Below are 18841 nucleotides of genomic sequence, written 5' to 3' on the forward strand. Positions count from 1 at the left end.
GTCTAACCGTTCGAAATCTCGACCAGCCGGTCGAGCACCTGCAGCGCCCGGCCGCTGTCGATGGCTTGCACCGCCGTCGCCATGCCGTCGGCGAGCGTCGTCGCCTTGCCTGCCACCACCAAGCCGCCACCGGCGTTCATCAGCACGGTGTCGCGAAAAGCGCCCCCGGCGCCACCCAGCATAGCGCGCAAAGCCTCGGCGTTGTAGGCAGCGTCGCCGCCGCGCAGTTCTTCCTTGGTGTGACGGGCCAGGCCAACCGCTTCGGGCGTCAAGGTGAAGGTGCGGATCTCGCCGCCGATCAGTTCGGCGACATGCGTTTCGCCCGTGGTGGTGATCTCGTCGTAGCCATCACCATGAACGACCCAGGCATGCTCGGTGCCCAGCGCCTTCAGCGTCTCGGCCACCGGTATGATCCATTCCGGCATGAACACGCCGACCATCTGCCGGCGCACGTCGGCCGGGTTGGAGAGCGGACCGAGCAAGTTGAAGATGGTTCTGGTGCCGAGCTCCACGCGGGTCGGGCCGACATGCTTCATCGCCGGGTGATGTGCCGGCGCGAACATGAATCCGACGCCAGCCTCGTGGATGCAGCGGCCGATGGCCTGCGGCGTGAGATCGATCTTGACGCCGAGCGCGGTCAGGACGTCGGCCGCACCGGTCAGCGAAGACAACCCGCGATTGCCATGCTTGGCGACCGGAACCCCGCTGGCGGCGATGACGAAAGCGGATGCCGTCGAGATGTTGACGGAGTGCGAATTGTCGCCGCCGGTGCCAACGATGTCGATGGCGCCGACAGGTGCGTCGACGCGAAGCATCTTGGCGCGCATGGTGGCGACGGCGCCGGAAATCTCGTCCACCGTCTCGCCGCGCACACGCAACGCCATCAGGAAGCCGCCGATCTGGCCGGGCGTAGCATCGCCCGACATGATGATGTCGAAGGCCTCGCGCGCCTCGTCGAAGGACAGGGCGGTGCCGGTCGCGACCTTGGCGATATGGGTTTTCAGCGCGCTCATCTTGTCGAGGCTTGGGCAACGGCAGCCTGGTCGACGCGGACGCCGTACTGCGTCTGCAACTGCGCCACCAACTGGTCGAGCAGATCGTCCGACATGCCGGAGGTGAAGGACTTGCGCGCGTCCTCGGGCACCGAACTGGCATCGGCCCCGGCGGGTTCGAACACCTCGGCGACCTTGAACAGGATTTGCGCGTCGCTGGTGGGAGAGGGGATCAGGCCGGTGCCGCCTTCGCCGACGCCGAACATCACCGCTGCACCTTCCTTGCCGAAATCGGCGTCGTCGGCTTCGCGCTTCAGGCCACGCTTGGTCTGCTTTTCCAGCTTGAGCTCGCCGGCAATGACGTCGAGCGTTGCGCCGGCCTTGAGCCGCTTTTCCAGCTCCTGCGCCTTGGCGGTCAGCCGCTTGGCCGTCTCGGCCGCGGTCCAGTCGGCAACGACCTTCTGGCGAACTTCGTCCAGCGTGCGGTCGCGGGCCGGCGTGATCGAAGCCACTTCATAGAAAATGAAGCCGTTATCGGCCGTGGTCAGCGCCTCGTTTTCAGTATTCGGTTCGGCATCGAAGGCAGCCTTGATCAGGGCCGGCGATTCCGGCAGATCCTTGACGATGGAGCCATCGGGCCGCAGGCCACTGCGATCGATCGCGTCGACAGTGACGACCTTCAGCTTCAGCTTGGCGGCGGCGTCGGCCAGCGAACTGCCGGCGGCGCGACTGTCCTCGTAATTATCATGCACGTCCAGAAGGATGCGGTTTGCCTCGCCCAGCGCCAGGTCCTTGCGGATCTGGTCCGACACTTCGGCCAGCGGCTTCACGACTTCGGGCTTGATCTCGGTGACGCGCAGCAGCACGGGACCAAAGGCACCCTGCACGACAGGGCTGACCTCATTGACGTTGAGCGCAAAAGCAGCGTCGGCGACCGCCTTGTCGGCGATCTTGTCCTTGGCGAGCGTTCCGAGCAGCGTGTCGGCCGGGGTCTTGCCTTCCGCAGTGACGAGCTTGTCGAAGGTTGCGCCGGACTTCAACGAATCGAGCGCGGCCTTGGCCTCGTCCGGCGTCTTGAACACAAGCTGCTCTATGGTGCGCATCTCGGGAGTGGTGTAGCGCGCCTTGTTCTTGTTGTAGTCGTCGCTGACCTGGGCGTCGGTCACCGAGCTCGTGTCCATGATGTCCTGCGGCTCGAGCCTGACATAGGAAAACTTGCGGTATTCGGGCGCGGCATAGGTCTTCTTGTTGGCCTCGAAATAGGCCTGCAGCGCGCTGTCGCTCGGCGCCTCGATGGGTTCGACCAGCGCCTTCGGCAAGGTCAGATAGTCGACCGTACGATCCTCGCCACGGTACAGGGCCACCGCCTTGAAGAAGGTGTCAGGCGCCTTGAGGCCGTCCGAAACCGCCTCGACGATCTGCTGGCGCACCGCGACCTGGGCACGATTCTTCAAATAATCCTCCGGGCGCATGCCGACCTCACGCAGCCTGTATTCGAAGGCTCTCCGGTCGAACTGTCCGCCGGGGCCCTTGAACGCCGGATCCTCGCGGGTGAGTTCCGCCAGCCGGTCCTTGGACAGGCCAAGGCCGAGCTTGCGAGCCTGTTCGTCGAGGACCGCGCCCGAAACAAGCTGCGCCAACACCTGGTTGTCGACGCCGAGCGCCTTTGCCTGTTCGTGGGTGAGGCGCTGACCGAACTGCTGCGACATGACGGCGAGCTGGCGGTCATAGGCGAGGCGGTATTCGTTGATCGACACCTTGGTGCCGCCGGCCGTGATGACGGAGTCGTGGCCGGCAAGGCCACCCATCAGCCGTCCCGATACGCCCCAGACCGCAAAACTGACCACCAGCAGCGAAAGCAGTAACTTCGCGACCCAGGTGCCCGCCGCGCTTCTCAATATACCAAGCATCGTTACTTCCGATTTATGCGCATTTTCGGATGCGCCGAGTCTGAAACAAGCGCAATAGCGCCCTTCCGGTCCACTGTCGATTGCTTTGTGGCTTGATTTTGGTAGTGAGAACGCCAGCCGAATGTCACCCGGAGAAGTAAACGATGACGCCAGGAATTCGCCCGCTCGTCGCAGGCAACTGGAAAATGAACGGTACCAGCGCCTCGCTCAACGAACTCAGGATGATCGGCAACGGTTTCATGAGCGGGCTCGACGCAGACACCGAGGCGCTGGTCTGCGTTCCCGCGACCTTGCTCGCCCATGCCGCCGAGATTCTGTCGCGTACGCCGGTTCATGCCGGCGGTGAGGATTGCCACGCCAAGGAGAGCGGCGCCTACACCGGGTGCATCTCCGCGGAGATGCTGAAGGATGCGGGCGCGACCCACGTCATCGTCGGCCATTCCGAATGCCGCGAACAGCGCGGCGAGGATGATGCCACAGTTCAGGCAAAGGCCTCCGCAGCCTGGCGCGCCGGGCTTGTAGCCATTGTCTGCATCGGCGAGACGCGGCAGGAGCGCGAAGCGGGGGCGACGCTGGACGTGTTGTCACGCCAAGTTGCCGGTTCGGTGCCGGCAAGCGCTACCGCGTCCAACACGATCGTTGCCTATGAGCCGGTGTGGGCGATCGGCACCGGCCTGACCCCGACCGTCGCCGATGTAGCCGAGGCGCATGCGCATATTCGCGAAAAACTGTCGGAGAAGCTCGGCACCGCCGCGGGCAAGATGCGCATTCTCTATGGCGGTTCGGTCAAGCCGTCCAATGCAGTGGAACTGCTTGGGGTCAGGAATGTCGACGGCGCGCTGGTTGGCGGGGCCAGCCTGAAAGCGGCCGACTTCCTGGGCATCGCGGAAGCCTATCGCAGTATCTCCTGATGACTTCGCGCGGCGCCGAAGCGGGCGCGGCGCACGGGAAATCGTTGTAAAGGACGCCTTGCTTCCCATATTCCGGCCACGGGCTTGGAAATGCCGTGAAAGCATTGTATTGAGCCGCCTCCAATTCCCCGGTCGTGTCCGCGGCCGGGCAGGGCATTGCCAGGATAAACTATGCAAACCGTACTGATCGTCATCCATCTCATGGTCGTTCTGGCCCTTGTCGGCGTTGTGCTGCTGCAGCGCTCCGAAGGCGGCGGCCTTGGCATTGGTGGCGGATCCGGCTTCATGACGGCGCGCGGCGCCGCCAATGCGCTGACCCGGGCGACGGCGATTCTGGCGGCCGCTTTCTTCGTGACGTCGCTGACCTTGTCGATCATTGCCCGCTACGGCGAGAAGCCGATCGACATTCTCGACCGCGTTCCCGCAACATCGGACGGCGCCGGCAAGGGCGTACTCAACCAATTGCCTGGCACGACCACCCCGACGCCGCCTTCAGGCAACGCGGCGCCGACGCCGCCTTCCGGCAACGGAGCCGCGACAACGCCGCCAGCCAATGCTCCGGCCGCGCCGCCCGCCGCCGGCTCGACGTCGCCGGCGACCAACGGCGCCAGCACCGCGCCCGCGGCCCCGCAGGTGCCGAACCAGTAATCCGGGTTCGTTCAAGGGCTATCTGACAGGGAGCGCCGGCGTGCGAACGCCGGCATTCTGCGTCGTTACAACCGAACTGCGCTCGGTTCCGGCTCTCGCTGCCGGGCCCTCGGCCCGCTCTGATCTCTTACACTCAGCCGATCTGTTGTCGTTTGACCACAGTCGCGGCAAATGCGGCGGCATCACGAAGATTCGACGGGAAGTGCAGCGGCCTCGCGCTTGAGGCGCCCGCGCTTATTCGACTATAGATTGCGCGCGGCATTTTCGGTGTCCTTGGGGGACGCCGGGCGACGCCGTGGGCAACAAATATTGAACGATCGGATCTTCGCCATGCAGCTTCGCAGCTTCATCTTCCTGGGACTTTGCGCCGCACTCGGCATGAGCTCCCCGGCTTTCGCCGGCGTGCCAGCCAATTTGGCCGCCAATCAGTCGGTCGGCAAGACCGACGCCATCAACGTCGCAGCCAAGAGCGATGCGGCGCAGTTGAGGCTTCTCAAGAAGAAGAAAAATCCGACACCGGACGATCTCGTCCAGATCAAAAAGATCGAGGCCAAGATCGTTGCCGACAAGGAAGCCGCCAAGGCCAAGGCGCTGGAAGCCAGGAAGATGGCGATGCGCGAGGCGGCGAAAGCGAAGGCCGAGGCGGAACGGCAGGCGTTCCTGGCCAAGAAAGGCAAGACTGCCCCAGCGACCGAAGTGGCCGCGGCCAAGCCGGCCAAGAAGATCACGAAGATCATCGAGCCGTTGACGCCGATCGAGCCGATTCCTTCGGCCGAACCGGAATCGGCCGAGGTGATGAACGTTGCGCTGACCGGCAATAATGGCGAATTGCGCAGCGAGCTGCCTGGCCAGAAACAGCGCACCGGCGGCGGCCTGTTCGCCGGACTGTTTGGCGGCCAGATGGCATCGTCCTCGATCAACTATCTGCCTGAGACCCGTGCGCTGGATTCGGCGCTCGCCAGGAAAAACGCCAAGAAGCCGTTCAAGGTAAAGCCGGAGTTCGTGCCACAGGACGTGGAATTCACCGGTTACGAGGCCGGCACGATCGTCATCGATACCAGTGCCCGCCGGCTCTATCTGGTGGAATCATCGTCCACCGCCCGCCGCTACGCCATCGCGGTCGGCCGCGAAGGATTGCAGTTCAAGGGCACCGTGGCGGTCGGCGACAAGCAGGAGTGGCCACGCTGGATCCCGACGCTGGACATGCAGAAGCGCGAGCCCAAGCATTATGCCCAGTACAAGGACGGCATGCCCGGCGGCGGCCAGAATCCGCTCGGCGCCCGCGCCATCTACCTCTATGACGGCAAGAAGGACACGCATCTGCGCATCCACGGCACCATCGCGCCGCAGTCGATCGGAACCAGCGCTTCCAATGGCTGTTTCCGCATGATGAACGAGCACGTCATGGACCTCTACAGCCGCGTCAAGGTCGGCACCAAGGTCGTCATCATCTGACGTTTGCAGCAGCTTGCCAAAAGGGCCGGTTCAGCCGGCCCTTTTGTTTTGCCTTGCTCTCGGTCGCGTTCCAGTGGAACGGGCCAGCCCGTTCGACATGGGCCTATCCGAAAACCGGATCCCATTTTCGGATCACGGTTCGAGCGCCTTGTTGGGAAAAAGCCTTAGCGGCGGTTTTTTCTCTGGCGGAATCAATCCGGCCGCGTTAAGCGATGACTCCCATGGCGCGATATGTATTCATCACAGGCGGCGTGGTTTCCTCACTTGGAAAAGGCATTGCCGCAGCGGCCCTCGGGGCTCTCTTGCAGGCGCGGGGCTATCGCGCACGCATAAAAAAACTCGATCCCTACCTCAATGTCGATCCAGGCACGATGTCGCCGTATCAGCATGGCGAGGTGTTCGTCACAGATGACGGCGCGGAGACCGATCTCGATCTTGGCCATTACGAGCGGTTCACCGGCCGTTCCGCCAACCAGCAGGACAACATCACCACCGGCCGCATCTACAAGAACATCATCGAGCGCGAGCGGCGCGGCGACTACCTCGGCGCCACCGTGCAGGTCATCCCGCACGTCACCGACGAGATCAAGAATTTCGTCCTCGACGGCAATGACGACTATGATTTCGTGCTGTGCGAAATCGGCGGCACCGTGGGCGACATCGAGGCGATGCCGTTCCTGGAGGCAATCCGCCAGCTCGGCAACGACCTGCCGCGCAACAACGCCGTCTATGTGCATCTGACGCTGATGCCCTATATCCCGACCGCGGGCGAATTGAAGACCAAGCCGACCCAGCATTCGGTCAAGGAGCTGCGCGGCATCGGCATCGCGCCCGACATCCTGCTCGTCCGCGCCGACCGGGCCATTCCCAAGGAGGAGCGCAGAAAACTGTCGCTGTTCTGCAATGTCAGGGAAAGCGCGGTCATCCAGGCGCTCGACGTGCCGCACATCTACGACGTGCCGATGGCTTACCACAAGGAAGGGCTCGATTCGGAAGTGCTGGCCGCGTTCGGCATCGACCCCGCGCCGAAGCCGCGCATGGAGCCGTGGCAGGCCGTGTCCAACCGCATCCACAATCCGGAAGGCGAGGTGACCATCGCCATCGTCGGCAAATATACCGGCCTCAAGGACGCCTACAAATCGCTGATCGAGGCGCTGTCGCATGGCGGTCTGGCCAACCACGTCAAGGTCAAGCTCGACTGGATCGAATCGGAAATCTTCGAGAAGGAGGATCCGACGCCCTGGCTGGAAAAGGTGCATGGCATCCTGGTGCCCGGCGGTTTCGGCGAGCGCGGCTCGGAAGGCAAGATCCTGGCGGCGAAGTTCGCGCGTGAGCGCAAGGTGCCGTATTTCGGCATCTGCTTCGGCATGCAGATGGCCTGTATCGAGGCGGCGCGGTCCCTGGCCGGGGTCGACGAGGCCTCCTCGACCGAGTTCGGCCCGACCAAGGAGCCGGTCGTCGGCCTGATGACGGAGTGGCTGAAGGGCAACATGCTGGAGAAGCGCCGGGCAACCGGCGATCTCGGCGGCACGATGCGGCTCGGCGCCTATCAGGCCGAGCTCGCCAAGGGTTCCAAGATCGCCGACATTTATGGCGACACGCAGATTTCCGAGCGTCACCGCCACCGCTACGAGGTCAATATCGACTATAAGCAGCGGCTGGAGGATTGCGGCCTGGTGTTTGCCGGCATGTCGCCCGACGGCGTGCTGCCCGAAACGGTCGAATACCCCGACCATCCCTGGTTCATCGGCGTGCAATACCACCCCGAGCTGAAGAGCCGGCCGCTCGACCCGCATCCGCTGTTCGCCAGCTTCATCGAGGCGGCGGTCGAACAATCGCGCCTGGTATAGGCGCGCCAGGCGCGCCAGGCGGGGTTCGGCATCCGATGCAGACCTACGTCGCCCTTCTCTACAGCATCGTCCTGGGAGAAGGGCGCCGGGTCGTGATGTCCGACCTGAAGGCGATGGCGGAAGGCCTCGGGCTGAAGAATGTCCGTACGCTCGTGGCGACGGGCAATCTTGTCTTCGAGGCGCCGGCGACGGACGTCGCCGGTCTCGAGCAGCGTCTGGAAGCCGCCTTCAAAAAAGCTTTCGGCCGCCATGTCGATATCATCGTGCGCGGTGCCGAAGATTGGCTGAGGCTCGCGGCCGGCAATCCGTTTCCGGCTGAATCCGCCGAGACCGGTGACCAGGTGGCCGTCCGGATAATGCGCAAGCCCGTGCCCGACGATGCGGCGGCGGCGCTCGAGACCCATGCCGCCGCCGATGAGAAGGTGATGTCACGCGGCGGCGACATCTGGGTCGTCTTTTCGCGGGAACGACCGAGTTCACGGCTGCTCGCGGCCGCCAATCACAAACGCCCGGGCGTCGGCACGTCGCGCAACTGGAACACGGTGCGCCGGTTGGCCGAGATGGTAGGAGTAGGCAGTAGGCAGTAGGGGGAAGCCGTCTGCTTTCCCTACCTTTCCTGCCTACTGCCCCATTTCAGGCCTTCGCCGTCTTGGCGCCGGCACCCACGGCGGCGGTGCGCAGCACGTAGTAGATGATGCCGGCAATCCCGACGCCGAAGAACCAGCCATAGACGCCCCACCAGGATGGCAGCCAGTTGGTGAAGTTCGGCAGGATCGAGGAGAAGACGGCGCCAATGCCGGCAGCGATGAAGGCATTGACATGCCAGCCGCCCTGGAAGCGGAACTCGCCGTCCTCGCGATAAAGCGCTTCGACGTCGACCTCGCCCTTCCGGATCAGGTAGTAGTCGACCATCATGACGCCGAAGATCGGCCCCATCGTCGCACCGATGATGTTGACGAAGGACGCAGCGCTGCCTTCCCAAGGCGCGAAGGGATAGAGCACGAGCGCGATCAGTGCCGCGATGTAGCCGCCCTTCTTGAAGTCGATCTGGCGCGGGAAGACGTTGGAGAAGTCGAAGGCCGGCGAGACGAAGTTGGCCACGACATTGATGCCGAGCGTCGCCACCGCGAAGGTCAAGGCGGCGAGCGCGGCCAGGAACCAGCTGCCGAATTTCGCCGATATCTGGTCGGGGTGCAGCAGCACCTCGTGATAGACGTCGTAAGCGGCAATGGTGGTGACGCCAGCGACCAGCGAGAACAGGATGAGATTGACCGGCAGGCCCCAGATATTGCCCTTGCGCAGCGATGCCTTGTCCGGTGCATAGCGGGCGAAATCGCAGAAGTTGAGATAGAGGGCCGAAAAATAGGTCACCCAGATCGCGGCGACGGCGAACAGCGACGTCCACGATCCCGGCGTACCTGGCACGCCCGCATCCTTGGTCTTTTCGAGCAGCACCTCCATCGGAATGTCACTGGTGAAGGCGAAGGTCCCGGCTTTGACACAGAGATAGACGGCCAGGATCAGCATCATCACCCACACGGCTGGCCCGGCCCAATCCTGGAAGCGGCGCACCGTCTCCATGCCGTTCTGGATAATCAGCAGCTGCAGCGCCCAGATGACCACGAAGCAGATCACTTCCAGCCCGGAGTGGCCGAGGAAATGGGTGTTGGCGTTGAAATCGGCGAACCATTGCGAGCGGATCAGCAGCGCGACAATGGCGCCGGAAGCGGCCGCCGTCTGTGCGCCGTACCAGAAGCAGGCGACGATGGCGCGCACCAGCGCCGGTATGTTGGCGCCCCATATGCCGAACGAGGCGCGGGCGAGCACTGGGTAAGGCACGCCGGTCTTCACGCCGGCATAGCCGACCATGTTCATCAGCGCGTAGATGACGAGCGAGCCGATGCCGATGGCGATGATGAAGTTGACGAAACCGCCGCAGAACAGGAAAAGGCTGGCGGCGAGATAATAGCCCCAGAGGCTGTGGACGTCCGACGTCCAGACGTTGAAGATCGAGAATGGTCCCCAGTTTCGTATCTTGGCCGGTGCGAGATCTTCGTTATATAGATCCGGCGATGCGCCTTGTATCGTCATTGCAATTGTCCCCTTCTTGCAGCACGCGCCCTCACGCGTTGACCGTCAAGGTTACGCCTGACGCGAGGGAAGGGGCAATCGGCTGATTTGCCGGCTTTGGCCTTAAAGATATTCAATGGGGATCGCCATTGTCGCGCGGCATGATGCTTGCCCTCTGATCGGCGAGTCGGGTTCGTGGCGCTTTCAAGCGCCGGCGCGACGACATCGGAGCCGCGGCCGGCAAACCTGCCCTTTTTTTGCCAAGCGTCCGTTTTTTATGGAACCAAGTGGATGATGGCGCGTTTGATGGGGTTCGGTCGAACACGTCGCGACCGAGCGGGAGGATACGATGGATTATTTGCATTTTTTTTCGCCCGTGCGGATCTCACGCGGGCAGGGACACCCTATCGAGGAAATCGACAGTGTTGCCGAGGCCATGATGTTTTTGCGTAAATGGCCGACCGGGCGACGTGGCCCTGTCTATCAATGCGCGCTGAACTGCTGCGCGGCCGCCCTGTCGGGGCAGATGTCGGCTGAAGAAGCCAGGAAGGCGTTCACCGGCTTCGCCCGGATCACGCGGCTTCTGGATGACGACATGGCCTTGTCGGTGGGCAGCGAGCCAGCTGGGCGCGTGTACGCGCTGCGGCGGTAACGTTCTGAACCGGCTGTAGTCGAAAATCGGCGCCGACCCCCGGCGCCGATCGACTGTTTGTCCGTTTGCCATGGCGTCGGCGAACGCCTAATGCGGCGCGGCCCAGGATGGCCACCATCTGCTTGTGGTCGGCAACTTCGGAAAGCAGCCAATCCTGGAAAGGCGGTCCCCCGTCTTGTTCGCCGCAGTTGAAAGACTATCGACCAGGTCGCAAAACGGCGTGCCGCTCTCCTGCGGTGTAGCAAGGGGGTGCAAGCTTCCGATTTCTTGGAGCGATTTCGCCCAGCACTCGAAAAAACGAGAAGACAGCACTTCAGGCCATAGGATTTGGCAGGCGCAGAAGGACCGCCTTCAGACTTACTGCTCGAGCGAGGGGCTTGCCTACTTCGCATATGTCGCCGATATGAGGATTGGTGGCCATACCGCCCGCATCAACCAACCAATTGACGCAAAAAATGTCGAGATACCACGAGCATAAGGTGGCAATCGCCCCGATGATGGACTGGACGGACCGCCATTGCCGGTTCTTCCATCGCCAGCTGACGCGCCGTGCGTTGCTCTACACCGAGATGGTGGTGGCCGACGCGGTCATCCAGGGCGCGCGCGAGCGCCTGCTCGGTTTCGACGATGCGGAACATCCGGTCGCGCTGCAGCTCGGCGGCTCCGATCCGGGGAAGCTGGCTGAGGCGGCGCGCATCGGCCAGGCTTTCGGCTATGAGGAAATCAACCTCAATGTCGGCTGCCCGTCGGACCGCGTCCAGTCCGGTACGTTCGGCGCCTGCCTGATGAAGGTGCCTGACCTCGTCGCCGACTGTGTCGCGGCGATGAAGGCGGCCGTGACCATTCCCGTAACCGTCAAATGCCGCATCGGCGTCGACGAGCAGGATCCCGAGCCGGCGCTGGATGCGCTTGCAGACGGCGTTTTCGCGGCCGGCGCCGACGCCCTTTGGGTGCATGCGCGCAAGGCATGGCTGGAGGGGCTGAGCCCCAAGGAAAACCGCGACATCCCGCCGCTCGACTATGGCCGCGTCTATCGGTTGAAGGCGAGAAAACCGAGCGAATTCATCGGCATCAATGGCGGTATTCAATCGCTTGAAGAGGCGCGGACGCATCTCCAGCACCTCGACGGCGCCATGCTCGGCCGCGCCGCCTACCATACTCCAGGCATTCTGACCGGCGTCGATTCCATGTTTTATGGAGAGCGGACCGTTCCCTTCGATTTCGTCGCGCTGATCGACGTCATGGCCGGCTACGCCGCACGCCATGTCGAACAGGGCGGGCGGCTCGGTCATGTCACCCGCCACATGGTCGGGCTATTCCATGGATTGCCTGGTGCCCGCCGCTACCGCCAGATCCTCTCCACGGATGCAACGCGCCCCGGCGCTGGGCCGCAGGTGCTGAAGACGGCGTTCGCTGCGGTCGACCTCAGCGGGGCGGTCGACAAGGCCGCCTGAACCGCTTTTGCCGAACGTCAATCCCGGAGGGTCATCCGGTCGCCGCGCACGTCGAAGCCGGACAGCGAACTGATGAAGTTCATGCCGAGCAGGCTCTGGCCAAGCATACCGGGTGCCGCGACCATCACCGGCATATTCTTTCGCACGATGCCGCCGATGGCCAGTTCGTTGGTTTTCACAGCCGCGGCGCGCGCCGTGCCGTTGGCGGTCGAGACCGGTATGGTGAAATCGAGAGCGGCGGGATTGATCCCGGCTGCCTGGGCGTCCTGCGACGTCAACACGGTGCTGGTCGCTCCTGTGTCGACCACCGTGCGCACTGGCGCGCCGTTGATCAGGATGCGCGCCTCGAAATGGCCATTGTCGGCCTTGTCGAGCGTCACGGTGGCATGGCCGTCCTCAATGCCCAGCGCCAGCGGGCTGCCGGGAACGAGCCCAGCTGTTACCCGGCTGGCGAAGTCCTGCAATTCGTAGCGATATTGGTAGCCGGCGATCAGCGCGAGCGCGATCGCCGCCCATGCGCCGAGATTGCGCGCCATGGCCCCGAGCGGGCGGCCCGACCTTAGCAGGCCGGCGCCGATGAGCGCACCGAAGGCGCCCAGCCAGATCAACCGGCCGAAATCATCGTTCTCGACGCCGAGCGTATTGCCGGCGGAATCGTTGAACATCAGCAGCACCGCGCCGACGCCGATGACGAGCATCAGGATCCAGAACAGGCGGTTCATGTCGGCAATCCGTTCACGAGAGCGCGTCGCGTTCCCGTGCCATACGGGTGCGGCGGGTTTCGCGGCGCGGCCGGCGCTCGACCGTCTCCAGCCTTGCAGGCAGTTGGGCCATGACGTCACGGCGCGCCTGCGCCGTCATGTCGATCCAAGCGCCGATCTCGTCCCGGGTGCGGCCGCACCCGAAACAGAAACCGGTCTTCATATCGATCGAACAGACCAGAATGCATGGGGATTCGATGGCCGTCATGAATGTTTCCTTGGCTGACTTCCACATGGTGCAACGGCATGGCCTTTGCAAGCCCTCGGGAATGCGTCGCCCGCGGCCGCTTTTACATCAAGAGCGGGAGGTTGTGCCGGCGCACGAGGGCGGCTATGCCGCTGCCCATCTGCAAGGACGAATTCCACGACATGACCAGAGCACAGCCTTTCGACGATTTCCGTAACCTGCTGGCCAATCTGCCGGCGGCCGACACGACAGCGGAGGCCCGTGTGCGAACGCTGTTCGCCAAGGCGGACAAGCCAAGGAACTCGCTTGGTCGCATCGAGGATATCGCTGCCTGGCTGGCAGCATGGAGTGGCCGTGCGCCGCCGGCAGTGACGCGGCCTCTGGTCGCGGTCTTTGCCGGCAACCATGGTGTTGTCAGGCACGGCGTCTCGCCGAGAGTCGTGGCGGCGACCGCCAACGCCGTCGAACTGTGTGCGGCCGGCGGTGCAGCGATCAACCAGGTCTGCGTCGCCAACGACCTCGGGCTGAAGGTTTTCGATCTCGCCTTGCATATTCCGACAGCCGACATCACGCAGGATGCCGCACTCGACGAGCGGGGTTGCGCCGCGACCATGGCCTTCGGCATGGAGGCGATCGCCGGCGGCGCCGACCTGCTTTGCCTCGGCGATCTGGGCGTCGGCAATTCCACCGTCGCCGCGGCCCTGTTCGCGGCCGTGTTGGGCGGCAAGGGCACCGATTGGGTCGGCCCGGGCTCCGGCGCCGATGCGGCGATGCAGGCGCGCAAGGCGGAGGTGGTCGATGCGGCGCTGGCTTTCCACGCCGGCCATCTCGATGAACCGTTGGAGGTGCTGCGCCGGCTCGGTGGCCGTGAGTTCGCGGCGATAGCCGGCGCCATCCTTGCGGCACGGATGCAGAGAATCCCCGTGCTGCTCGACGGAGTTGCGGCAACGGCAGCCGCAGCGGTCCTGCATGCCGCCAATCCTGCCGCGCTGGATCATTGCCTTCTCGCCGGCCTGTCGCCGGAGCCCGCGCATGCGCAGGCCGCCGAGCGCCTTGGCCTTCGCCCCTTGCTTGACCTCGGCGTCGGCCACGGCGAGGGAGTAGGCGCGGCACTTGCCGCCGGCCTAATCAAGGCAGCGGCACTGACCAGTTCGGGCATGGCCGCGGCCGTTCGCGGCTAGGCCGAGCATTCGTCGCTCATTCCACGCATGAGGCGCGTCAACGCCGACGCGCCGCGACCGCCGCGGTCGGCAGGGCCGGCAGTTCCTCCATCACCCGGCTCAGCGGGAAGATGGCAATCGCCTCTGTGCCTTCGCGCAGCTTGGAATGAAGTTGGAATTCGCCGCCATGCATGGCGAGCAGGCCCTGCACGATCGGCAGACCAAGTCCGGTGCCCTGTTCGGCGCTCTTGATGGCGATCGAACCCTGGCCGAAGGCCGAAAGCACTACCGGGATCTCGTCTTCCGGTATGCCGGGGCCGTTGTCCCTGACCGAGATGTATTGTCCGCCGCCGGCCGTCCAGCCGACGCGCACGCGGATTTCGCCGCCGGTGGCGGTGAACTTGATCGCGTTGGACAAGAGGTTGAGGGTGATCTGGCGCACCGCGCGCTCGTCGGCGAACAGGCGCGGCAAGGCATGTTCGAAATCCTGAATGACGCGGATATCCTTGTTGCGCGCCTTCAACTCCATCATGTGGCAGCAATCCTCGACAATGCCGAGCAGCATCACCGGCTCTTCATTGAGCTGGTACCGGCCGGCCTCGATGCGCGACAGGTCGAGGATCTCGTTGATGAGGTCGAGAAGATGCTGGCCGGATTCGTGCACGTCATGGGCATAGTCGCGATACGTGGGATTGCTCATCGGCCCCAGCACTTCGTTCGACATCACTTCGGAAAAACCGAGAATTGCGTTGAGCGGCGTGCGCAATTCATGGCTCATCGAGGCAAGAAAGCGCGATTTCGCCAGATTGGCATCTTCCGCGCGCCGCCGCGCCTCGTCCGACATCGATTTCGCGGTCTCGACTTCGGCGATCAGTGCGTCCTTTTCGGAGCGGAACGACAAAAGCATCAGGGAGGAGCGGTTGAGGTTCCGCGCGATATAGGCAAAGAAAGGCAGCGAAAGAACGAGCAGTACGGCCATGATCGCCCCGACCGGCATCCACAGCCTTATTTCGGCGTAGGCGTAAAGCGTCACCGGAACAGCGAAAGTCGCCAGCAACGCCCCGCGCAGGGATGAGGCCATGATAGCGGTTCCGGCCATGGCAAGCAGCAGCACCACGGCCTTGACCACCTGAAACTGGTCGACCGCGCAGGCACCGCAGCCGAGCCAGACGAACCAGCCCCAGCCGAGGCCGCACAGGAAATGTGCGAACAGGAATTCTCTCTGGGTTTGCAACGGGTTAAGATCGGACGCTTCCACGCGTTCGACGCGGCGCGCCATGAAAGCCAACATCGTGTAGCAGGTCAGGGTGAACAGCGCCCAGAGAATGATCTCATTGCCGATGCCGGCCAGCCGGCCAAGCGCGGCGATCGCCAAGACAAGCAGCGGAATGGCAATGGCCCCGCTGGTCATCGCGCGCGCATGGAGTTTCAACAGTTCGCGATCGAAATCCGGATTGCCGGCCTGTTGCGAAAGACGGTCGCGCGTCTTGCGCACCGCGCGCGCGACATCGCTGTTGCGATGGCGTTTCCTGCGGTCCACAATGAATTTGTCCGCTGTGTTCGAGCGTTGCAAAGGCATGAAGACTTCAATTTATGCGGGCGGCATTTCAAGGTGTTAAGCTACGTTCGAATGATTAACCAACCGTTTGCCATATGAGCCGTTCCTGGTCGCAAGGACCGCGCCGGCGGTATGCTGCGCCGCGCCCGCGAAGCCCATGGCGCAAATTGCTGGACTATGGGCTGACGGTCATCGTTCTGGGGCTGCTGATCGTGCTTGCGGCGCGCCTCGATCGCGTGGAGACGCGAAAGACACAGGGCGTCGCCATCATCAATGATGGCGACTCGATCACGCTCGGGGCCGAACGCATCCGCATGCGCGGCATCGACGCGCCGGAATACACCCAGACCTGCCGCAAGAACGGCGCCGATTATTCCTGTGGCACGCTTGCGCGCCAATCTCTGGTGCGCCTGATCGCCGGCAGGCCCGTCATCTGCAGCGGCTGGCAGCGCGACCGGTACGGCCGGCTGCTCGGCGATTGCAAGGCCGGGGACACCGATCTCAACCGCGCACAGGTCGAGGCAGGCTGGGCGGTCGCTTTCGGCGATTACGAGAGCGAGGAAGCGATCGCGCGCGCGGCAAGGGCCGGCATCTGGGCAGGTACATTCGACCAGCCGCAAGATTGGCGCGACAGCCACCATCGCGAGTCCGTCGAGAGAAAACATGGCACGCTCGCCTCCATCGACGATGCCGTGCGAGAGATCTTCCGCTTCTGGTAAGCCGGCGGAAGCTGAACCGTGCCATCACCGGCAAGAACTGGAGGATCGAATGAAGCTTTTCGACGGCGGCCGGGCGCCCAACCCAAGACGGGTTCGCGTTTTTCTGGCCGAGAAGGGAATCGCGGTTCCGCTGGTGTCCGTCGACATGGGCGCGCTGGAACACAGGCAACAGGCGGTCAGCTCGCGCAATCCACTGCGGCGACTGCCGGTGCTGGAGCTTGACGACGGCACCGTCATCACCGAGTCCGTCGCCATCTGCCGCTATTTCGAGGAACTCAATCCCGAGCCCGCACTGTTCGGTCGCGGGGCGCTCGGCAAGGCGCAGGTCGAGATGTGGCAAAGGCGGATGGAATTCAACCTGCTGACCTGCGTCGCGCAAGCTTTCCGCCACACCCATCCGGCCATGAAGGAATGGGAGATCCCGCAGATTCCCGAGTGGGGCGAGGCCAACAAGCCGAAGGCAATCGAATTCCTGCGACTTCTCGACGGCGAGCTGGGAACTCGCGAATTCGCCGCCGGCGACGCCTATTCGATCGCCGATATCACCGGGATGATCGCCATCGATTTTATGAAACCGGCGCGCATCAAGGCGCCGGACGAGTGCAGCAATGTGTTGCGCTGGTATCGGATGGTTTCGAGCCGGCCGAGTGCCGCGGCCTGAGGATGACTGCGGAACTCGAAAGCTTCGCCGCGACGGTTCGCTCCTGCCGCATCTGCGTCGACAATCCGATCGGCCGGCCACTGCCGCACGAACCGCGCCCGGTGCTGCGACCCTCGTCGAATGCCCGCATCCTGATTGCCAGCCAGGCGCCGGGAACCAAGGTGCATCTGTCGGGCATGCCGTTCACCGATGCTTCGGGCGACCGGCTGCGAGACTGGCTCGGCGTCACCAGCGAGGAGTTCTACGACACCGAGAAGTTCGCTATCGTGCCGATGGGCTTCTGTTTCCCCGGCCAGGACGCCAAGGGCAGCGACTTGCCGCCAAGGCGGGAATGCGCGCCGGCCTGGCGCGCGCCGTTGATGGGGCTCATGCCGCAGATCGACCTGGTGCTGACGATCGGCATCTACGCGCAGTCCTGGCACATGGGTGCCGCGCGGCGCCCGTCCCTGACGGAAACGGTGAGGGACTGGCGCTCCATCTGGGAGAAATCCGCTGGCCAGAAGGTGCTGCCGCTGCCGCATCCGTCCTGGCGCAACACCGGCTGGCTGAAACGGAATCCCTGGTTTGAAATGGATTTGCTGCCTTTCCTCAGGTCGGAAATCCGCTATCGCCTCGGTTAGACATTCAGCAAGAAACCACCGGCTTTTCCGCCAATCAGCAGAATTTTTTTCTTGTGAAAGGCTATAATAACGCCGATTATGGCCAATCCATTCCTTCAGGAGCTTTCAATGGACCGCCTTGACCGAAAAATTCTCCGCCTCCTGCAGGAGGACGCGACGCTCGCGGTCGCAGATGTCGCCAAGAAAGTGGGACTGTCGACGACCCCTTGCTGGCGGCGCATCCAGAAGCTCGAGGAAGAGGGCGTCATCAAGCGGCGTGTCGCCATTCTCGATCATGAAAAGGTCAATGTGCGGGTCACCGTCTTCGTCTCGATCCGCACCAATTCGCACAGCCATGAATGGCTGCGGCGTTTTTCCGAAGTCATCCAGGAATTCCCCGAGGTGGTCGAGTTCTACCGCATGAGCGGCGATGTCGACTACCTCCTGCGTGTCGTGGTGCCCGACATTGCAGCCTATGATGCCTTCTATAAGCGGCTGATCGCCAAGATCGAGATTCGCGACGTCTCGTCCTCCTTCGCCATGGAGCAGATCAAGTACACGACCGAAATCCCGCTCGATTACATGGTGCTGGACAAGGAATCGGGCGCGAACGCGGCCTGAGCGCGCGTGGCCTTGATGCATGCAAGGTCACGCAAGCTCGCCTTGCTTAGTTCTTCTTTTTGTTGAGGAAAGTCCAAGGCGAGTTGACCGGTAGGGTTATTGTGTCCGGCACGGTGTCGACGCCGGTCACGCCTGCCTTGCGCACGGTATAGCCCGACTGGATGACCGAGACGCCGTCCAGGATGAAAAGCTGGCTCTTCTCCATGCCCGGTTTCAGCGCGCCGGTTACGGAAACCGGCTGGTAGGCCTGCGACATCCTGTAGGGATGAGCCGGGGTGACCAGGACGATCTGGTTGGGCGGCGGCGTCGGCATGTGACTGCACGCCCCGGTCCACGGCACCAGTAGGAATTGATAGACAAGATCGCCTTCGCGATCGACCGGCAACGCATAGCCGGCTATTTGTATGGTCTTGTCCTGCAGGCCGAGGGATAACGTCTCGCCGTGATCGGGCAATTTTGCCGCGATCATCGGCAGGCCGGCTTCTTCGGCAACCGCCTGGGTCGCCGGGCGCAGATCCTTCCAGAATATGTGTGTGGTCTCGGCCGAAGCGAGGGCGGCTGTAAATGCCGACATTGCGCCTGCGAACGCTGCCATGGCTATGAGACGTTTGGTCATCGGACGTTTTCCTTTGC

Annotated in this window: 19 protein-coding genes; 12 read left to right on the forward strand and 7 right to left on the reverse strand. The window is 63.4% G+C overall.

The genetic code is table 11. The annotated features are described in order from the left end of the window. Positions 1–2: 2 nt before the first annotated feature. Complete coding sequence (gene trpD / locus FJ986_RS14130) at positions 3–1013, reverse strand: anthranilate phosphoribosyltransferase (protein ID WP_140498656.1); 1011 nt, start codon at positions 1011–1013, stop codon at positions 3–5. Next, positions 1010–2902 carry a SurA N-terminal domain-containing protein gene (locus tag FJ986_RS14135; protein ID WP_140498654.1) on the reverse strand — a complete coding sequence of 631 codons (1893 nt, stop codon included), beginning with the start codon at positions 2900–2902 and terminating at the stop codon, positions 1010–1012. Before FJ986_RS14135 ends, trpD begins: the two co-directional genes overlap by 4 nt. Before the next feature lie 143 nt (positions 2903–3045). On the opposite strand from FJ986_RS14135, the gene tpiA reads away from it, so the two are divergent. The 5 genes from tpiA to FJ986_RS14160 all read left to right on the forward strand — a co-directional run bounded on the left by tpiA (position 3046) and on the right by FJ986_RS14160 (position 8353). Next, on the forward strand, positions 3046–3813 hold the full coding sequence (tpiA, locus tag FJ986_RS14140; protein ID WP_140560956.1) for a triose-phosphate isomerase: 768 nt from the start codon (positions 3046–3048) through the stop codon (positions 3811–3813). A gap of 171 nt (positions 3814–3984) precedes the next feature. Beyond that, positions 3985–4461, forward strand: a complete 477-nt coding sequence (gene secG / locus FJ986_RS14145; protein ID WP_140525224.1) for a preprotein translocase subunit SecG — start codon at positions 3985–3987, stop codon at positions 4459–4461. Positions 4462–4791: 330 nt separating this feature from the next. Then, complete coding sequence (locus FJ986_RS14150; protein WP_140674649.1) at positions 4792–5916, forward strand: L,D-transpeptidase; 1125 nt, start codon at positions 4792–4794, stop codon at positions 5914–5916. Between the two features lie 212 nt (positions 5917–6128). Then, positions 6129–7766 carry a CTP synthase gene (locus tag FJ986_RS14155; protein ID WP_140498648.1) on the forward strand — a complete coding sequence of 546 codons (1638 nt, stop codon included), beginning with the start codon at positions 6129–6131 and terminating at the stop codon, positions 7764–7766. A gap of 35 nt (positions 7767–7801) precedes the next feature. Continuing rightward, complete coding sequence (locus tag FJ986_RS14160; RefSeq protein ID WP_140674652.1) at positions 7802–8353, forward strand: DUF1697 domain-containing protein; 552 nt, start codon at positions 7802–7804, stop codon at positions 8351–8353. Positions 8354–8399: 46 nt separating this feature from the next. Here FJ986_RS14160 and FJ986_RS14165 read toward each other — a convergent pair whose 3' ends face one another. After that, positions 8400–9857, reverse strand: coding sequence for an NCS1 family nucleobase:cation symporter-1 (locus FJ986_RS14165; RefSeq protein WP_140674655.1), 1458 nt, complete (start codon positions 9855–9857; stop codon positions 8400–8402). A gap of 328 nt (positions 9858–10185) precedes the next feature. Between FJ986_RS14165 and FJ986_RS14170 the strand changes: the two genes are divergently transcribed. Continuing rightward, entirely contained in the window at positions 10186–10488 is a 303-nt protein-coding gene (locus FJ986_RS14170; protein WP_140498645.1) for a DUF982 domain-containing protein, read from the forward strand. Between the two features lie 455 nt (positions 10489–10943). Further along, positions 10944–11942 (forward strand): tRNA dihydrouridine(20/20a) synthase DusA, encoded by a 999-nt coding sequence (gene dusA, locus FJ986_RS14175; protein WP_140674658.1) that lies wholly within the window; start codon positions 10944–10946, stop codon positions 11940–11942. Between the two features lie 17 nt (positions 11943–11959). On the opposite strand, the gene FJ986_RS14180 is transcribed toward dusA, so the two are convergent. Then, positions 11960–12664 carry a TIGR02281 family clan AA aspartic protease gene (locus FJ986_RS14180; RefSeq protein WP_140674661.1) on the reverse strand — a complete coding sequence of 235 codons (705 nt, stop codon included), beginning with the start codon at positions 12662–12664 and terminating at the stop codon, positions 11960–11962. Positions 12665–12677: 13 nt separating this feature from the next. Beyond that, a complete protein-coding gene (locus FJ986_RS14185; protein WP_140515375.1) occupies positions 12678–12911 on the reverse strand; it encodes a DUF1289 domain-containing protein in 234 nt (77 codons plus the stop codon). 161 nt (positions 12912–13072) lie between these two features. Here FJ986_RS14185 and FJ986_RS14190 point away from each other — a divergent pair, with 161 nt between their 5' ends. Continuing rightward, complete coding sequence (locus tag FJ986_RS14190) at positions 13073–14071, forward strand: nicotinate-nucleotide--dimethylbenzimidazole phosphoribosyltransferase (RefSeq protein WP_140515466.1); 999 nt, start codon at positions 13073–13075, stop codon at positions 14069–14071. 37 nt (positions 14072–14108) lie between these two features. On the opposite strand, the gene FJ986_RS14195 is transcribed toward FJ986_RS14190, so the two are convergent. Beyond that, positions 14109–15629 carry a HAMP domain-containing sensor histidine kinase gene (locus tag FJ986_RS14195; protein WP_140648938.1) on the reverse strand — a complete coding sequence of 507 codons (1521 nt, stop codon included), beginning with the start codon at positions 15627–15629 and terminating at the stop codon, positions 14109–14111. 74 nt (positions 15630–15703) lie between these two features. Here FJ986_RS14195 and FJ986_RS14200 point away from each other — a divergent pair, with 74 nt between their 5' ends. From FJ986_RS14200 to FJ986_RS14215, 4 genes are all read left to right on the forward strand, one after another. Then, entirely contained in the window at positions 15704–16327 is a 624-nt protein-coding gene (locus FJ986_RS14200) for a thermonuclease family protein (protein ID WP_140525217.1), read from the forward strand. A gap of 49 nt (positions 16328–16376) precedes the next feature. After that, on the forward strand, positions 16377–16988 hold the full coding sequence (locus FJ986_RS14205; RefSeq protein ID WP_140669930.1) for a glutathione S-transferase: 612 nt from the start codon (positions 16377–16379) through the stop codon (positions 16986–16988). Next, positions 16928–17608: a uracil-DNA glycosylase family protein gene (locus FJ986_RS14210; RefSeq protein ID WP_140561231.1), complete on the forward strand. Its 681-nt coding sequence runs from the start codon at positions 16928–16930 to the stop codon at positions 17606–17608. The genes FJ986_RS14205 and FJ986_RS14210 overlap by 61 nt, the downstream gene beginning before the upstream one ends. Positions 17609–17716: 108 nt before the next feature. Next, complete coding sequence (locus FJ986_RS14215) at positions 17717–18208, forward strand: Lrp/AsnC family transcriptional regulator (protein ID WP_006205209.1); 492 nt, start codon at positions 17717–17719, stop codon at positions 18206–18208. A 46-nt stretch (positions 18209–18254) separates the two neighbouring features. Here the strand turns inward: FJ986_RS14215 and FJ986_RS14220 are convergent, their stop codons facing one another. Next, the gene (locus FJ986_RS14220; RefSeq protein ID WP_318012477.1) at positions 18255–18803 is read right to left on the reverse strand and encodes a DUF3299 domain-containing protein; all 549 of its coding nucleotides are present in this window, start codon (positions 18801–18803) and stop codon (positions 18255–18257) included. Between the last annotated feature and the right edge of the window lie 38 nt (positions 18804–18841).

The sequence above is a fragment of the Mesorhizobium sp. B1-1-1 genome (genome assembly GCF_006442955.1).
Taxonomy (GTDB): Bacteria; Pseudomonadota; Alphaproteobacteria; order Rhizobiales; family Rhizobiaceae; genus Mesorhizobium.